The following is a 15523-nucleotide window of genomic DNA, read 5'->3' on the forward strand; positions in this document are numbered from 1 at the left end:
TCTTTTGAGAGCAGTGTATTCATAAATTATTGCACTGCTCTTTTTTATTGAAGAAACTTTTGATGGTTCATTACCTGCTTTTATTGCAGCATTTATTTCGCAAAAAAAATTAAGTAAAAAAGAAGCTGATGAAATACAAAAAATGATTAATGATTATAAAGAGGGGTAGGTATGTTCGATTTATTTACAAAGCTTTTGAATATGTGTATGAGTGCATTATGGTCAAATTTGAGGTTAAATTAAGGTAATCATACGGAAATTTACTTTTGCTTTGGTTCGCTTTAGAAAAAGTAAATTTTAATAGATTTAATGAGGTAGCCGATCCACGTAATTCAAGCTATATTGATTATTCAAATCGTGTTATGTTAGGAACATTATATTTTAAATCAATATGTTCAGTTTCATCTATGCAAAGTATGACTAGTTATTTTAATAAAGATGAAGTAGTTTCAAATATTTATAATATTCTTGGAGATAAAGAAAAGGAGTATCTGCCTCATTATGTAACGCTAAATGAATATTTAGAACGATTAAATCCTAAAGAACTTGAAAATATTCAGCATGATATAGTGTACCGAATGATTCGAAGAAAGACATTTAATGATGCAAAAGTATTTAAAAAATGGCTTGTTATAGTTGATGGAACAGAGCTCGATGAAGGTCTTCAAAAGAAAAATGATAATTATCTTGAAAGGTGCTATAATCGTGGAACAGCTGAGGAATATACAAGAATCATAGAAGCGTTTTAGAAGCGAAAATATATTTTGGAAATAGTCTTATAGCAAGCATAGCAACTGAACCTATTGAAAATGATGCTGAGTATTCAACAAAAAAACTTAGTGATGAGGAAATAAAACAAGATTGCGAAAGCAAAGCATTTTTACGCCTTTCACAAAAGTTAAAAAAGGCATATCCTAGACTTCCTATTTGTATACTTGCAGATGGACTTTATGTGTCTGAAAAAGTAATTAATAGATGCAAAGAATATAACTGGGACTATATAATTCGTTACAAAGAAGGCTCAGCATCAAGTATAGCACAAGAATATAATGCTAATGCTCAAAAATGCCACTATTTAATGGAACAGATAGCGGATTTTATAAAGCAGCTTTATGAATACTTTTTCTTAAATAAAAACGAGATAAAAAAGAAACAAAAAAATATATCTTCTGACTTGTTAGCTAGCATTAGCAGGCAACTAACAGCAAAAGATATATCAACAATTGATATGCATACCGTGGCATACAACTAACTTAACTATACCAAAGGAAGTGATGTCTGGCAAGAGTAAATTTAACTAAATAATCCACAAAAATAAAAATTGGTAATCTAAACCATATAATTGTGGATAATTTCATAAAAACATAGCAAAAATGTGAATTAAAATAAAAAAGTTAAATTTACAGAAAAAAATGGTCAGATAAAAAAATTTACCTTTCAGGTCTGACTATTAAAGTAATATAGTGTTTTTTTTTTGCAAAAAGATTTATAATATATTAAATAAATCAAATTTAACATTTTTATAAGTATAAGGGAGTGATTTTTATGAAGAGTATAGTAATAAATAGACAATATGGAAGTGGTGGTAGAGAAATAGGAAAGATTTTAGCAGAAAAACTTAATATGTCATTTTATGATAGTAGAATATATGAAGAAGCAGCAGAAAAAGCAGGGTTAAATTATGGAATTATGAAAGATTTTGATGAAAAGTTAATTCAAAATAAAATGTACACATTAGCAACATCTTTTTATATGAATCCAGAAGTAGCTCAATATCCATATAAATTGTTTGGAGCTATTTCAAATGCTGTAAGAGAAGCTGCAATTAAAGAACCTTGTGTATTTATAGGAAGATGTGCAGATAAGATTCTTGAAAATGAAAATGTTGATTTCCTTAATGTTTACATTTATGCAGATATTGATACACGTGTAAAATATGCAATGGAAAAAGAGGGGTTATCAGAACATCTTGCACATGTTTTTGTTAATAAAAAAGATAAAACAAGAAAGCAGTATCAACAATTCTTTACAAATACTAAATTGGGAAATATGGAAGATTATGATATATGTCTTAATGCAAGTAAACTTGGATATAATAAATGTGTAGAAGCTATAATAAATTTATATAAGTAACAATTATGGAGATGAAAAATGAATATACTAAAGGTTGTTATGTCAATACTAATTGGAGCAATTATTGGTATAATAAATATTGCGTTTTAATTAATAAAATTTATTTCTGGATAATCTTTATTTATTAAAAAAAGTATGATATTATAAAAATAGTAATTAAGATTTGTTTTTGGTTGTAAGGAGGAAAAAATGAAAAATATAACTAATGATATTATTTATGTTGGAGTAAATGATTTTGAAGTAGATTTATTTGAAGGGCAATACAAGGTACCAAATGGTATGTGCTATAATTCTTACGTTGTAATGGATGAAAAGGTAACAGTATTTGATACTGTTGATGCAAACTTTAATGATAAATGGCTTGAAAATTTAGATAAGGCTCTTAATAACAGAAAACCAGATTATTTAGTTGTTCAACATATGGAACCAGATCATTCAGCAAATATATTTAACTTTGCGAAAAAATATCCAGATGCTTTAATAGTAGCTAATGCAAAAACTTTTGTTATGATGAAGCAATTCTTTGGAACTGAATTTGAAGACAGAAGAGTAGTTGTTAAGGATGGTGAATCATTAAATACTGGTAAACATACATTCACATTTGTGTTTGCACCAATGGTTCATTGGCCAGAAGTAATGGTAACATATGATAGTTTTGATAAAGTATTATTTTCGGCAGATGGATTTGGTAAATTTGGAAGTTTTGATGCAAAAGAACAATGGGTTGATGAAGCAAGAAGATATTTTATCGGCATAGTAGGTAAATATGGTGTTCCAGTTCAAAATTTACTAAAAAAAGCTGCAACACTTGATATTAAAATTATTTGTCCACTTCATGGACCTATTCTTACTGAAAATCTTGGATATTACTTAGATCTTTATAATACATGGTCATCATATGGCGTAGAGACAGAAGGTGTTGTTTTAGCATATACATCTGTATATGGAAATACAAAAAAAGCAGTAGAATTACTTGAACAAAACTTGAAAAAGTTAGGTGCAAATGTAGTTGTTAATGATCTTGCAAGATGCGATATGTCAAAGGCAGTGGCAGATGCATTTAGATATGGTAAGCTTGTACTTGCTACACCAACATATAACGGTGATGTGTTCCCATTTATGAGAGACTTTATAGATCACCTTACAGAAAGAAATTATCAAAACCGTACAATAGGTTTAATAGAAAATGGTTCATGGGCTCCAACAGCTGCAAAAGCTATGAAATCTAGATTTGAAAAAAGTAAAGATATTAAATTTGTAGATAAAGTAGTAACTGTTCATGCTGCTGTTAATGATGATACAATTAATGATATAGAAAAGCTTGCAGAAGAAATTTACAATGCTTAATTAAAGAATAAATAAGACTCTAAAAGGGGTCTTATTTTTTTGCTTTTATGCAAAGCAAACTTGACATTTTTTGCAAAGTATACTATACTGAAAATGCAAAGTGAACATTGCATTTTGGAGGTGTTATTTTTGAAAACAAGAATAGCAGAATTAAGAAAAAAAAATAAAATATCTCAAGAAGAACTGGCAATGGCAGTAGGAGTAACAAGACAGACAATTACTTCACTAGAATGTGAAAAATATACTGCATCTCTTGTTTTAGCTTATAAAATTGCAAAATATTTTAATTTATCAATAGAAGATGTATTTGATTTTTCAGATGTGGAGGGGATTTAAATGGAAGATTTTAAAAAAGTATTAAAAAGGCGAATAGCATTTGCCAGTGTTTATAACTTTATAGTACTTATCTTACTGTTATTTGGAATATTTCACATGGTAGTAGATTCTGACAGTAGTGCAGGTAATTATATTTCAGGATTTAATATGGGAATTTGTGTAGGAATACAAATAGTTATGGCTTATTACTTAGGACAATATATTAGAGCTTTAAAAGATGAAACTGAACTTAAAAAACTTTATATAACAGAACATGATGAACGTACAAAATTTATTGAACAAAAAATTGGTGGCAAGGCAGTTAATTTTATTATAATCGGATTAGGATTAGCTACAGTTACTTCAGGATATTTTAGTATAACGGTATTTTTTACATTATTAGCTACATTTATATTTAGTATTCTTGTAAAATTAATTTTAAAAATATATTATAGTAAATTATATTAATAATACTTTAAGGGGGAATTCTTATGGATAGTATTATAGAGTTTATCTTAGCAGCATTACCATTTATTCTAATAGGATTAAGTATAGCAATAGCTTGCGCTAACAAATCAAAAAACAATACTTCATATATGGTATTAGGTATGGGCTTTGGAATAGCAATTGGTAGTGCTATAGGTTATTTATCAATTGGAATGTCATTGTGTATGCTTTTAGGTGAAATAATATCTTTAAAAAGTATTAATTAAAATTATTAAATGTTATAATTATACTAAATTATAATTGACTAGCACTTGAATATATTTATTTACACTATTAAAATTTAAGTATAGTGGGGGTGCTTATTATGAAAATGTGCATTGTATTTACTGGAATAATCTAAAATTTTATAGTAAAGGAGATTTAAAATATGGTTATTCCAGATGGTAATAAAATTTATCCAAGAACAAATGATAAAGAGATAGTGTATTTAAAAAATGTTATAAAAAATCATAGCATACAGGTGGGTGATTTTACTATCTATAATGATTATGTAAATGATCCTGTGGATTTTGAAAAAAATAATGTATTGTACCATTACCCAATTAATAAAGATAAGCTTATTATAGGAAAGTTTTGTTCTATTGCATGTGGTGCAAAATTTATAATGAACAGTGCAAATCACTCATTGAACTCATTATCTACTTATACTTTCCCATTATTTACAGAAGAGTGGGGATGTGACTTACAAGTAAGTGAAGCATGGGATAATAAAGGTGATATTATAATAGGAAATGATGTATGGATAGGATATAATGCTGTTATCTTATCAGGAGTTAAGATAGGTGATGGAGCAATAATAGGTGCAAAGGCAGTAGTTACAAAGGATGTAGAGCCTTATAGCATAGTAGGTGGTGTTCCAGCAAGAGAAATTAGAAAAAGATTTGATAATGAAACAATAGAAAAACTTATAAAGTTAAAATGGTGGAACTTAAGTAATGAAAAAATAGCTCAAGTTATTCCTTTTATTCAGCATAATGATATAGAAAATTTAATTAAGATATGTAATAATTAAATAAGAATGATAGATATACATTAATAGATATATTGTTTATTAATGTATGTCTTTTTTTGTCTTAATTTTATGTGAATAAATTAATTATTATATGAAAAATAATTGAATTTGTGGTATAATTTATATAATTTTTTTAAGGATGTGTATTTTAATGAAGGATGAATTTAATTCAGATTATTGTAGTGTAAAATATATAAAAGAAGATAATATTGTATTTTTAAAGTGGAAAAAGTTTGCTTGTTTTGATAATTATAGGCAGCCCACATGGTTTGCATATGAACTACTTAATAATTATAAGAATAGTAATTATATAGTAGATGCAAGAAATGGGTTTGAAGATGATAAAGCAGATGTTAAATGGGGCTTTGAAAAACTTCTTCCTGCAATGGCTAAAACAGATTGCAAGTGTGTGGTGTTTATACTAAATGAAGTAAATGAAATAGAAGAAGAAATGGATCTTTGGACTAAGGAGTTTATAAAATATTTTAAAGTAATAAAAGTTACATCTTATGATGAAGCTCTTAAGAAAGTAAAGGAAATTTAAATGAAAATATTAATGGTTAACATACCATTTAGTGGACATACTAATCCTACATTAGTATTGGCAAGAGAATTAGTAAGCAGGGGCCATGAAGTTTCATATATATTAAATAATGAATGGAAAGATAAAATAGAAGAAACAGGAGCAAAATTTATTCCCTATATAAATCATAATGATTATGAATTGAAATTTAAAAATGGACATCCTACTAATGTATTAAATGCATGTAAAGTATGGAGATATGCTTATAATACTATTATTTCTGTAGGGAAAGAGTATGATGTAATAGTGTATGAATTTTTCACCTTTACAGCACTTGCAGCTGCCAAAAAATTGGGTATTAAAGCTGTAAGACAATTTAGTACATTTGCATTAAATGATAATAATATTAATTCTATATTAGTTAGTGAAAATAAAGAAATTAATTTGTTAAAAAATAAATTTTTATTAAAAATGTTGACTAAAGTAGTATGTGGAAAAATTAAAATTTGTACACATAATATACTTACTGAAATATCAAATTCTCTAGTAGATTATAATATAGTTTATACATCAAAAGAATTTCAGATAAATAATGAAGAATTTGATAATGATAGATATTGTTTTGTTGGACCAGCTATTATAAAAAGAAAAAGTGATATAAAGATACCTTATGATGATATGAAAAATTTAATTATATATATTTCATTAGGTACACTTCAAAATGAAAATATGACTTTTTACAAAAAGTGTATAGAAGCCTTTAGGGATAGTGATTTTTCAGTAATAATGTCAATTGGCAAGAAAATAGATATTAAAGAATTAGGAGAAATCCCTGCTAATTTCTATGTTTATAACTTTGTACCACAGCTTGAGGTACTTGAAAGATCACAAATATTTATAACTCATGGTGGAATGAATAGTGTAAATGAGGGATTATATTATCACAATAAATGTTTAGTAATTCCAATGGATGTAGATCAATTTGCAGTGGCTAATAGAGTAGAAGAGCTTAAGCTTGGGTATAAATTATTAAAAGATAATATTTCATGTGATATATTGAAAAAAAGTGTATCTAAACTATTAGAAGATGATTATGTTAGTAAAAGTGTTGAAAAAATAAGTGAAACATTGCATAATTCTGGAGGAGTTACAAAAGCAGCAGAGTACATTGAACAAAATATTTGATTATAAAGATAGAAGCATAGATTATGGTAAGCTATGCTTCAAAATTTCTGTCGAATTCTTCATCTAGTACTATAATTTCATTTAATGATTTTTTGTAGGATATTATTAAATCTTTAGCCTTTTTAATTCTTTTTTTATAAATTTCTAGTAGCATATTATTACTAACAAGGCAATCTGGGTTAGGTTTATAATTTATTATAAGTCCATGCATATCATCATATTTGCCTGCAATAGTTAGTAATGAATATATAATATTACGTTTTATTTTTGATGGTGCAACTAAGGCGTTTAAGAAAAATTTCATTGATTTTAATGTAGATTGAATTTCATCACATGAAATATTGTTAAAAAATTGATGTATTACATTGGCATTATGTTTATTTGGATTAATGTGTTTTGTTAATTTTGTTTTTATAGGATTTAAGTTATCCATAACAAGTAAAAGTCTATCAAATTCTGCTTCAATTTCTGAATGACTTATATTTTTTTGTGATGTTTCTTTATTTATATAATTATGTGAAGAACAATCTAGTGTAAAGTGACATATAAAACCATAAATATATGATATTGATGCATTTTTTATTTTTTCATCATTAATTGAATTTATAATATTAATTGAATTTTCAAAAAAATTTTTTGCTTTATTTTCATGTAAAAGAGTTCCTAAGTTATTAATTTTATTTTTATTAAGTGGTTTAGAATAAAATAAAATATCAGGTCCATGCAAACCAATATTATATAACTCAATATTCTCATTAATTATTTTTTGAATCTCACTTGGTAAAATATTTAATACATCTTTACCAAATCTATAATGTGCATATGTTGTGGGCATTATTTATTCTCCTATTTTTTAATTTACATTACTATTATATCAAATATATGTAAAAATAATCACATATATATATTAAAATAAAGTATAATATATATATGATTAAAAGGAGACATGATACATTAAATATGTAATGCTAAGAACTACTGTGTACAAGCTTAAGGTAAAAGTTTTAACAGGGAAAGTTAGGATGAAGAAAAATGATTAATAAAAAAGTAATATCTAAAAAAGTATTATTAATTGCTATTATTTTTGCTAGCATTTTTGCTTCTTCGGGTTCATCTAGTTTTATATATGATATATTTGCTGACGCTATTGAAACAACATATGAAAGCGATATAGTTAGGTGTTTAGGATTTAACAAATTAAATATAAAAAATAATGCAGATGAAATAAAAGAAGATAAGTATTTAAAAATAGTTCAATATAGTTTTCAATTATTTTTAATTTTATATATAAACGGTTTATAACATATTTTTATCACTTGTTTTATATAAATGGAGAACATTGTCTAATTTCCTTAAAGGTTAGAATGGATAATTGATTTTATATTAAAATTTATTTTTAATATAAAGGAGTGATTTATATGATTAAACAAGATTATCTGCTTAGAATGATTAATCAATTAATTGAGGGGATGTTAAGGTGTTTATTTAAAATTAAAAAAGATGATAATGAGGAAGTTATATATAAAAATTCTGAAGACGAAGAAAACTATAAAAAGTATAATGTTTATGGCTTAGCAGAGCCTTTTTTAAAAATGATGTAACATACAAGGGGCTGTCGCACTAAAAAAATAGTGCGGCGCCTTTTTTGTATTTAGAAAACCCCGCGTTAGACGTGGGGTTCAGTAAAGCTTATAGCTATGGTACATAATAGAAAAACTCCTTCTGATATAATATAAATGCGGTCTGGCAACTGCATAAAAAAATCAGAAGGAGGACATTCAAAATGAATGACGTACACAGTTTATCACATACTAAATGGAACTGCAAATATCATGTAGTATTTGCACCAAAGTATAGAAGAAAAGTATTTTATGAAGAGAAGAGATTAGATATAGGAGCAATATTAAGAGAATTATGTAGATGGAAAGGTGTAAATATATTAGAAGCAGAAGTTTGTATTGATCATATACATATGCTAATAGAAATTCCACCAAAGATGAGCGTATCAGGATTTATGGGATTTTTAAAAGGAAAAAGTAGCTTGATGATATATGAAAAATGGGGAAATATGAGATATAAATATAGAAATAGAGAATTTTGGTGTAGGGGATATTATGTTGACACTGTTGGAAAAAATACTAAAAAATAAAAGAATATATAGCAAATCAATTGCAGGAAGATAAGATGGCAGAACAATTAACAATTGATGATATAGACCCTTTTAAGGGTAGCAAGTAAAAAGTCGCATGTGCCAGATCGTACATACGCCTTTAGGCGTGGCTAGTGGAAAAGGGCTACGCCCGAAAATTCAAAACCTCCGGCTAAGCCGGAGGATAATTATTCATTGCTATAGAAGTATTTGACAGAATAAAAGTTTAAGTTATATGCTATTAGTAATGTTATAATTAACAATATAATTGAAAGAGTAGTGAAAATTAATATGGATGATGAAATTCAAGACAATAAATCTAGAATTAATAGAGATACAATAGATAAAGATAAAATGAAAAAGATAAATAAAAAAATAAAAAGCAAACCTAAGATGGTTGTATATTATACAAAGCATGTAAGCGAACATTTGCTTTTATGTATTAGGTGGATTTTCTTTGCATGTATAGTAGGAGTTGTTGTTGGAGGCTTTAGTACACTTTTTGCACATTCAATGAACAAAGTAACTGCCTTTAGAATGGAAAATCCTAATATAATTTTTCTTTTGCCAGTTGCAGGACTTTTTATTGTATTTTTATATAGGATATTTGATTATAAAAATGATAAGGGAACAAACCTTGTATTATCTACAATACATGCACAGGCAGAAGTTCCAACTAAAATGGCACCTTTAATATTTATATCTACAGTAATTACTCATCTTTTTGGAGGTTCTGCAGGCAGAGAAGGCGCTGCTTTGCAACTTGGAGGCAGCATTGGGAACTTTCTTGGAAAAATATTAAAACTTGATGATAGAGATAAAAGAGTAATTGTAATGTGTGGTATGAGTGCAGCTTTTGCAGCTGTATTTGGAACTCCTATGGCAGCAGCAATATTTGCTATGGAAGTAGTAAGTGTAGGGGTTATGTATTATGCAGCTCTTGTACCATGTGTATTTTCTGTACTTATTGCTTCAAAATTTGCAAGTAATATGGGAATAAGTTCTGATACTTTTACTATAAACAATATACCAGAATTATCTATACTTTCTGGTAGTGAAATTCTTCTGTTATCAATACTATGTGCAGGGCTTAGCGTGATATTTTGTATTATTCTTCACAAGTTTGGAGATTTATATAGAAAATATATAAAAAATCCTTATTATAGAATATTTTTTGCAGGTGTTATAATAGTTCTTGCTACATTAATACTTCAAACTACAGATTACAATGGTGCTGGAGTAGAAGTTATAGAAAAAGCAATGAAGGGAGAAGCTGTACCTTATGCTTTTATAGCAAAAATGATATTAACAGCTATCACTATTGAAGCAGGCTTTAAGGGAGGAGAAATAGTTCCATCATTTTTTATTGGTGCAACATTTGGATGTGTATTTGGTAATCTGATAGGATTATCTCCATCTCTTTGTGCTGCAGTTGGAATGATTTCTGTTTTTTGTGGAGTAACTAATTGTCCTATTACTTCAATTCTTATTAGCTTTGAATTATTTGGTTTTGAGGCTGTTCCATACTTTTTAATAGCTGCATCTATAAGTTATCTTCTTTCTGGTTATTATGGATTATATAATGACCAAACAATAGTATATTCAAAATATAAAACATTATTTATTAACAGAAAAGCTAGATAGCAATTACCTTTGTAGTTGCTATTTTTATTATGAAAAATTTTCATTAGGTAGTATAATATATTAGAAATTACATAAAATATTCAAGTATTTTATATAAATAAATTAAAGGAGATTGGATTTCGTGAAAAAATTACTTATTTATTTAAGGGATTATAAAAAAGAATGTGTTTTAGCACCACTTTTTAAGATGCTTGAAGCTTCCTTTGAACTTATAGTGCCTCTTGTAGTAGCATCTATCATAGATGTTGGTATTGCAAATGATAATAAGACATACATTATAAAAATGTGTTTGCTGCTTATTTTACTTGGCATAATAGGCCTTGTTTCATCAATAACAGCACAATATTTTTCTGCAAAAGCAGCTGTAGGTTTTGCAACTAACCTCCGTCATTATCTTTTTAAACATTTACTTGGTCTTTCATTTTCCGAAATAGATACACTTGGTACATCTACTATGATTACAAGAATGACTAGTGATGTAAATCAAACTCAGACAGGAGTAAATATGGTGCTTCGTCTTTTCTTACGTTCTCCATTTATTGTATTTGGTGCTATGATTATGGCATTTACTATTGATTTTAATTCTGCTCTTATATTCGTTATGGCAATAATTATTCTTTCAATAATTATTTTTGGAATAATGAGTCTTAATATTCCTATGCTTAAGGATGTTCAAAAGAGCCTTGATAGTGTACTTCAAAGTACAAGAGAAAATTTAACAGGAGTACGTGTTATTAGAGCTTTTTGTATAGAAGATAGAGAAATAAAAAATTATAACAATAAAATTAATGATTTAGCACATAAACAAAAAAAATCAGGAAGTATTTCAGCTTTAATGAACCCACTTACATATGTTGTTATAAATATTGCAATAGCAAGACTTATATGGGTTGGAGCAATTCAAGTAAATAATGGATTTTTAACTCAAGGTCAAGTAATTGCTTTATACAATTACATGTCACAAATACTAGTAGAACTTATTAAACTTGCTAATTTAATTGTTACAGTAAATAAGTCTATTGCTTGTGGCAATCGTATTGCAGATGTATTTTTTATAAAGTCATCTATGAATTATGTTGATAAATTAAATAATGTATATAATAATTCTTTAGAAAATTCAGTAGAATTTAAACATGTTTCATTAGCTTATGGTGATTCTAAAGAAGAATCACTTACAGATATTAATTTTTCAGTAAAACCAGGAGAAACTATAGGAATAATAGGTGGTACTGGGTCTGGTAAAAGTTCTCTTGTAAATTTAATACCAAGATTTTATGATGTAACTTCAGGAGAAGTTCTTATAAATGGAGTAAATGTTAAGGATTATCCATTAAAAGAACTTCAAAAAAAAGTTTCAATTGTAATGCAAAAGGCGGTCTTATTTAAGGGGACAATAGAAGAAAATCTTAAATGGGGTAAAAAAGATGCTACCTTAAATGATATGAATGAAGCAATTAAAGTAGCTCAAGCAGAAGATATTATTAACAAAAAAGGCGGCTTAAATTATAAAATATCAGAAGGAGGTAAAAATCTTTCTGGTGGTCAAAGACAAAGAATGACTATAGCAAGAGCACTTATTAAGAAATCTGAAATATTAATACTTGATGATAGTGCTTCAGCCCTTGATTTTGCAACAGATGCACGTCTTAGAAAGGCAATAAAAAATTTAAAATATAATGTTACAGTTTTTATTGTTTCACAAAGAGCATCATCAATTCAATATGCTGATAAAATAGTTGTTTTAGATTATGGCAAGATAGAAGCAATAGGAACTCATAGTGAACTTCTTAAAAATTCAGAGGTTTATAAAGAAATTTATTATTCACAAACAAAGAAGGAGGCGTAAGAATAATGTCTAAAATTAAAAATCAAAAAGACACCATAATAAAAATACTTAAATACATAAAAAAATATATGGCTTTTATAATAACTTCAATTATTCTTGCAGCCTTAACTGTTGCATTAACATTATATGTACCTATTTTAATAGGTAAAGCTATAGATGGAATTATATATGGAAATGTTCAATTTGAATTTATTCTTAAAATTTTAATAGAGGTAATTGTTGTAGTTTTAATAACTTCAATAGGTCAATGGATTATGAATATTATAAATAATAAGGTAACATATAATGTAGTAGCTGATATAAGAAAAGATGCTTTCACAAATATTGAAAGGCTTCCACTTAAGTATATTGATGCTCATTCCTCTGGTGATATAGTTAGTAGAGTTGTAGCAGATGTAGATCAATTTGCTGATGGACTTTTAATGGGATTCACACAATTTTTTACAGGCATAGTTACAATACTAGGTACACTTTTATTTATGCTTTCAATAAATATAGAAATTACTATAGGAGTAGTTATACTTACACCAATTTCTCTTTTTGTAGCTAAATTTATTTCAAGTAAAACTTATTCAATGTTTAAACTTCAATCAGAAACAAGAGGCGAACAAACATCCTTTATAAATGAAATTATTGGTAATGAAAAAGTAGTAAAGGCTTATGGTCATGAAGAAGAGGCTATTAAGAAATTTGATAATATGAATAAAAAACTTCAAAATTATTCTCTTAGGGCAACCTTTTTTTCATCTATAACAAATCCTGCAACAAGATTTGTAAATGGGCTTATCTATGCCATTGTAGCAGTGGTTGGAGCAATTGTAGTGCTTTCAGGAAGATTAACAGTAGGATCTCTTTCATGCTTTTTAAGCTATGCAAATCAGTATACAAAACCTTTCAATGAAATATCAGGTGTAGTTACAGAACTTCAAAATGCAATAGCATGTGCTGCAAGAATATTTGAAATAATAGATCAAGAACCAGAAGAAGCAGAAAAAGCTAATGAACTAAAAAATGTTAAAGGAAGAGTTAATTGTGAGAATGTATATTTCTCATATGTAACTGATAAAAAGCTAATTACAGATTTTAATCTTAATGTTAAAAGTGGTCAAAAAATTGCAATAGTTGGTCCAACAGGATGTGGCAAAACTACTTTAATAAATTTATTAATGCGATTTTATGATGTTAATAGTGGTAGTATAAAGGTTGATGGAATTGATATTAGGGATGTATCTAGAAAAAGTTTAAGATTGAGTTATGGAATGGTGCTTCAAGAAACATGGCTTAAAAACGCAACTATAAGAGATAACTTAACTATGGGAAAACCAAATGCAACAGATGAAGAAATTATAGCTGCAGCTAAAAGTGCTAATTCACATGGCTTTATAAAAAGACTGCCTAAAGGATATGATACTATAATTGGGGAAGATGGGGGAGTACTTTCTCAAGGACAAAAACAACTTTTATGTATAACAAGAGTTATGTTATGCGATCCAGATATGCTTATACTTGATGAAGCTACCTCTTCTATTGATACAAGAACAGAGATGAAAATTCAAGATGCATTTAATAAGCTTATGGAAGGAAAAACTAGTTTTATTGTTGCTCATAGATTATCAACTATTCAAAATGCAGATATAATACTTGTTATGAAAGACGGACATATTATAGAGCAAGGAAATCACGATGAACTTTTAGATAAAAAGGGATTCTATTATGAACTTTTTAATAGTCAGTATGCAGTATAATTTGTTAATTATTTGAAAACAAAATGTAAAAAAGTGTAATTTATATTAAAAAAATATAAATATTGTAAAATAACTATTGAGTATTATTTAAAAATATCGTAATCTTAAAATATGATATTATAAATAATACTCATTTTATATTTTGAGGGGAGGGGTATAATAAATGATTAATGTACCTAATAAGGTAAAAGGTGCTTTAGATTTAGGTTCGCCAGGAAATATGAATGTATCAAATACATCAGCATTTAATAATCAAGGCATGAACATGAATAGTTATAATAATGAAAATCAATATGGCAATTCTAATGGATTTAATAATTCTGACATGAATAATTACAATAATCAGCAAGCTTTTAATAATAATCAAAACAATTACAATCCAAATATGAATAATAATTATAATGCACCAAATAATAATATAAATATGCAGCAAAATAATTTTAATAATGGCCAGAATAATTTTAACAATATGCAGTCAAATAATAATTTTAATAATGGAGCTAATTTTAATAATCAATCACCTAATATGAATCAAAATAGTGGTGGTGGAGTTATTTTATCAAAAGGTCAAAAGATAAGCTTATCTAAGATGAATCCAAATTTAGATTTAGTAGATATATGTCTTGGATGGGATGTAAGCACTAATGCATATGATTTAGATTCAGAAGCATTTCTACTTGGACCTAATGAAAGAGTTATTGGTGATGATTGGTTTGTATTTTATAATCAAACATGTAGTCCTGATGGTTCAGTAAGACATTCTGGTGATAATACAACAGGAGCTGGTGATGGCGATGATGAAATAATAAGTATAAAGCTTTCACAAGTAAATCCACAGGTTGAAAAAATTGTTTTTGTTGTAACAATAAACGAAGCAAAACAAAGAAATTTGAATTTTGCAGGAGTATCTAATGCATTTATAAGAGTTGTAGATAAAGCACAAAATAGAGAACTTGTAAGATTTAATTTAACAGAATATTATAAAGAAGTTACATCAATGATGGTTGGAGAACTTTACAAGAAAAATAACGAATGGAGATTTAATCCTATTGGTAATGGTACTAATGATGATTTATTAGGACTGTGTCAAAGATATGGAGTAAATGTTGCAGGATAA

The 15523-nt window shown here is 27.3% G+C and carries 18 protein-coding genes and 1 pseudogene; 18 read left to right on the top strand and 1 reads right to left on the bottom strand.

What is annotated here, in order from left to right:
* Positions 1-46: 46 nt before the first annotated feature.
* From ACTNAO_RS00605 to ACTNAO_RS00655, 11 genes are all read left to right on the top strand, one after another.
* On the top strand, positions 47-169 hold the full coding sequence (locus tag ACTNAO_RS00605) for a BlaI/MecI/CopY family transcriptional regulator (protein WP_367334746.1): 123 nt from the start codon (positions 47-49) through the stop codon (positions 167-169).
* 97 nt (positions 170-266) lie between these two features.
* Complete coding sequence (locus ACTNAO_RS00610; RefSeq protein WP_441048036.1) at positions 267-749, top strand: transposase family protein; 483 nt, start codon at positions 267-269, stop codon at positions 747-749.
* A 203-nt stretch (positions 750-952) separates the two neighbouring features.
* Positions 953-1252: a hypothetical protein gene (locus ACTNAO_RS00615; protein ID WP_441048037.1), complete on the top strand. Its 300-nt coding sequence runs from the start codon at positions 953-955 to the stop codon at positions 1250-1252.
* 293 nt (positions 1253-1545) lie between these two features.
* Positions 1546-2133 carry an AAA family ATPase gene (locus ACTNAO_RS00620; protein ID WP_441027488.1) on the top strand — a complete coding sequence of 196 codons (588 nt, stop codon included), beginning with the start codon at positions 1546-1548 and terminating at the stop codon, positions 2131-2133.
* A 189-nt stretch (positions 2134-2322) separates the two neighbouring features.
* Complete coding sequence (locus ACTNAO_RS00625; RefSeq protein ID WP_441027487.1) at positions 2323-3480, top strand: FprA family A-type flavoprotein; 1158 nt, start codon at positions 2323-2325, stop codon at positions 3478-3480.
* A 129-nt stretch (positions 3481-3609) separates the two neighbouring features.
* On the top strand, positions 3610-3816 hold the full coding sequence (locus ACTNAO_RS00630; RefSeq protein WP_441027486.1) for a helix-turn-helix transcriptional regulator: 207 nt from the start codon (positions 3610-3612) through the stop codon (positions 3814-3816).
* The gene (locus ACTNAO_RS00635; protein WP_441027485.1) at positions 3817-4263 is read left to right on the top strand and encodes a hypothetical protein; all 447 of its coding nucleotides are present in this window, start codon (positions 3817-3819) and stop codon (positions 4261-4263) included.
* 23 nt (positions 4264-4286) lie between these two features.
* The gene (locus ACTNAO_RS00640; RefSeq protein ID WP_441027484.1) at positions 4287-4508 is read left to right on the top strand and encodes a hypothetical protein; all 222 of its coding nucleotides are present in this window, start codon (positions 4287-4289) and stop codon (positions 4506-4508) included.
* Positions 4509-4669: 161 nt separating this feature from the next.
* Positions 4670-5314, top strand: a complete 645-nt coding sequence (locus ACTNAO_RS00645; RefSeq protein ID WP_441027483.1) for a CatB-related O-acetyltransferase — start codon at positions 4670-4672, stop codon at positions 5312-5314.
* Between the two features lie 151 nt (positions 5315-5465).
* Entirely contained in the window at positions 5466-5858 is a 393-nt protein-coding gene (locus ACTNAO_RS00650; RefSeq protein ID WP_441027482.1) for a hypothetical protein, read from the top strand.
* Complete coding sequence (locus ACTNAO_RS00655; protein WP_441027481.1) at positions 5859-7022, top strand: macrolide family glycosyltransferase; 1164 nt, start codon at positions 5859-5861, stop codon at positions 7020-7022.
* Positions 7023-7053: 31 nt separating this feature from the next.
* Here the strand turns inward: ACTNAO_RS00655 and ACTNAO_RS00660 are convergent, their stop codons facing one another.
* Positions 7054-7857, bottom strand: coding sequence for a zinc dependent phospholipase C family protein (locus ACTNAO_RS00660; RefSeq protein WP_441027480.1), 804 nt, complete (start codon positions 7855-7857; stop codon positions 7054-7056).
* 197 nt (positions 7858-8054) lie between these two features.
* On the opposite strand from ACTNAO_RS00660, the gene ACTNAO_RS00665 reads away from it, so the two are divergent.
* The 7 genes and pseudogenes from ACTNAO_RS00665 (at position 8055) to ACTNAO_RS00695 (ending at position 15523) form a co-directional block, all read left to right on the top strand.
* A complete protein-coding gene (locus ACTNAO_RS00665; protein WP_441027479.1) occupies positions 8055-8324 on the top strand; it encodes a hypothetical protein in 270 nt (89 codons plus the stop codon).
* A 116-nt stretch (positions 8325-8440) separates the two neighbouring features.
* Entirely contained in the window at positions 8441-8623 is a 183-nt protein-coding gene (locus tag ACTNAO_RS00670; RefSeq protein ID WP_441027478.1) for a DUF6483 family protein, read from the top strand.
* Between the two features lie 182 nt (positions 8624-8805).
* Positions 8806-9260: pseudogene (tnpA, locus tag ACTNAO_RS00675) on the top strand (IS200/IS605 family transposase).
* A 202-nt stretch (positions 9261-9462) separates the two neighbouring features.
* Positions 9463-10815, top strand: a complete 1353-nt coding sequence (locus ACTNAO_RS00680) for a chloride channel protein (RefSeq protein ID WP_441048038.1) — start codon at positions 9463-9465, stop codon at positions 10813-10815.
* Between the two features lie 121 nt (positions 10816-10936).
* Positions 10937-12661 carry an ABC transporter ATP-binding protein gene (locus ACTNAO_RS00685; protein WP_441027476.1) on the top strand — a complete coding sequence of 575 codons (1725 nt, stop codon included), beginning with the start codon at positions 10937-10939 and terminating at the stop codon, positions 12659-12661.
* A gap of 5 nt (positions 12662-12666) precedes the next feature.
* Positions 12667-14406: an ABC transporter ATP-binding protein gene (locus ACTNAO_RS00690; RefSeq protein ID WP_441027475.1), complete on the top strand. Its 1740-nt coding sequence runs from the start codon at positions 12667-12669 to the stop codon at positions 14404-14406.
* A 163-nt stretch (positions 14407-14569) separates the two neighbouring features.
* Complete coding sequence (locus tag ACTNAO_RS00695) at positions 14570-15523, top strand: TerD family protein (protein WP_441027474.1); 954 nt, start codon at positions 14570-14572, stop codon at positions 15521-15523.

Source organism: Clostridium sp. HCP1S3_C6, from assembly GCF_052066735.1.
In the GTDB taxonomy this organism is placed as follows: Bacteria; Bacillota; Clostridia; order Clostridiales; family Clostridiaceae; genus Clostridium.

Bases quoted from the DNA above. Each gene is read 5' to 3' on its own strand.
- ACTNAO_RS00620 (WP_441027488.1), top strand. From the start codon at position 1,546: ATGAAGAGTATAGTAATAAATAGACAATATGGAAGTGGTGGTAGAGAA.
- ACTNAO_RS00625 (WP_441027487.1), top strand. From the start codon at position 2,323: ATGAAAAATATAACTAATGATATTATTTATGTTGGAGTAAATGATTTT.
- ACTNAO_RS00635 (WP_441027485.1), top strand. From the start codon at position 3,817: ATGGAAGATTTTAAAAAAGTATTAAAAAGGCGAATAGCATTTGCCAGT.
- ACTNAO_RS00640 (WP_441027484.1), top strand. From the start codon at position 4,287: ATGGATAGTATTATAGAGTTTATCTTAGCAGCATTACCATTTATTCTA.
- ACTNAO_RS00645 (WP_441027483.1), top strand. From the start codon at position 4,670: ATGGTTATTCCAGATGGTAATAAAATTTATCCAAGAACAAATGATAAA.
- ACTNAO_RS00650 (WP_441027482.1), top strand. From the start codon at position 5,466: ATGAAGGATGAATTTAATTCAGATTATTGTAGTGTAAAATATATAAAA.
- ACTNAO_RS00655 (WP_441027481.1), top strand. From the start codon at position 5,859: ATGAAAATATTAATGGTTAACATACCATTTAGTGGACATACTAATCCT.
- ACTNAO_RS00660 (WP_441027480.1), bottom strand. From the start codon at position 7,857: ATGCCCACAACATATGCACATTATAGATTTGGTAAAGATGTATTAAAT.
- ACTNAO_RS00665 (WP_441027479.1), top strand. From the start codon at position 8,055: ATGATTAATAAAAAAGTAATATCTAAAAAAGTATTATTAATTGCTATT.
- ACTNAO_RS00670 (WP_441027478.1), top strand. From the start codon at position 8,441: ATGATTAAACAAGATTATCTGCTTAGAATGATTAATCAATTAATTGAG.
- ACTNAO_RS00680 (WP_441048038.1), top strand. From the start codon at position 9,463: ATGGATGATGAAATTCAAGACAATAAATCTAGAATTAATAGAGATACA.
- ACTNAO_RS00690 (WP_441027475.1), top strand. From the start codon at position 12,667: ATGTCTAAAATTAAAAATCAAAAAGACACCATAATAAAAATACTTAAA.
- ACTNAO_RS00695 (WP_441027474.1), top strand. From the start codon at position 14,570: ATGATTAATGTACCTAATAAGGTAAAAGGTGCTTTAGATTTAGGTTCG.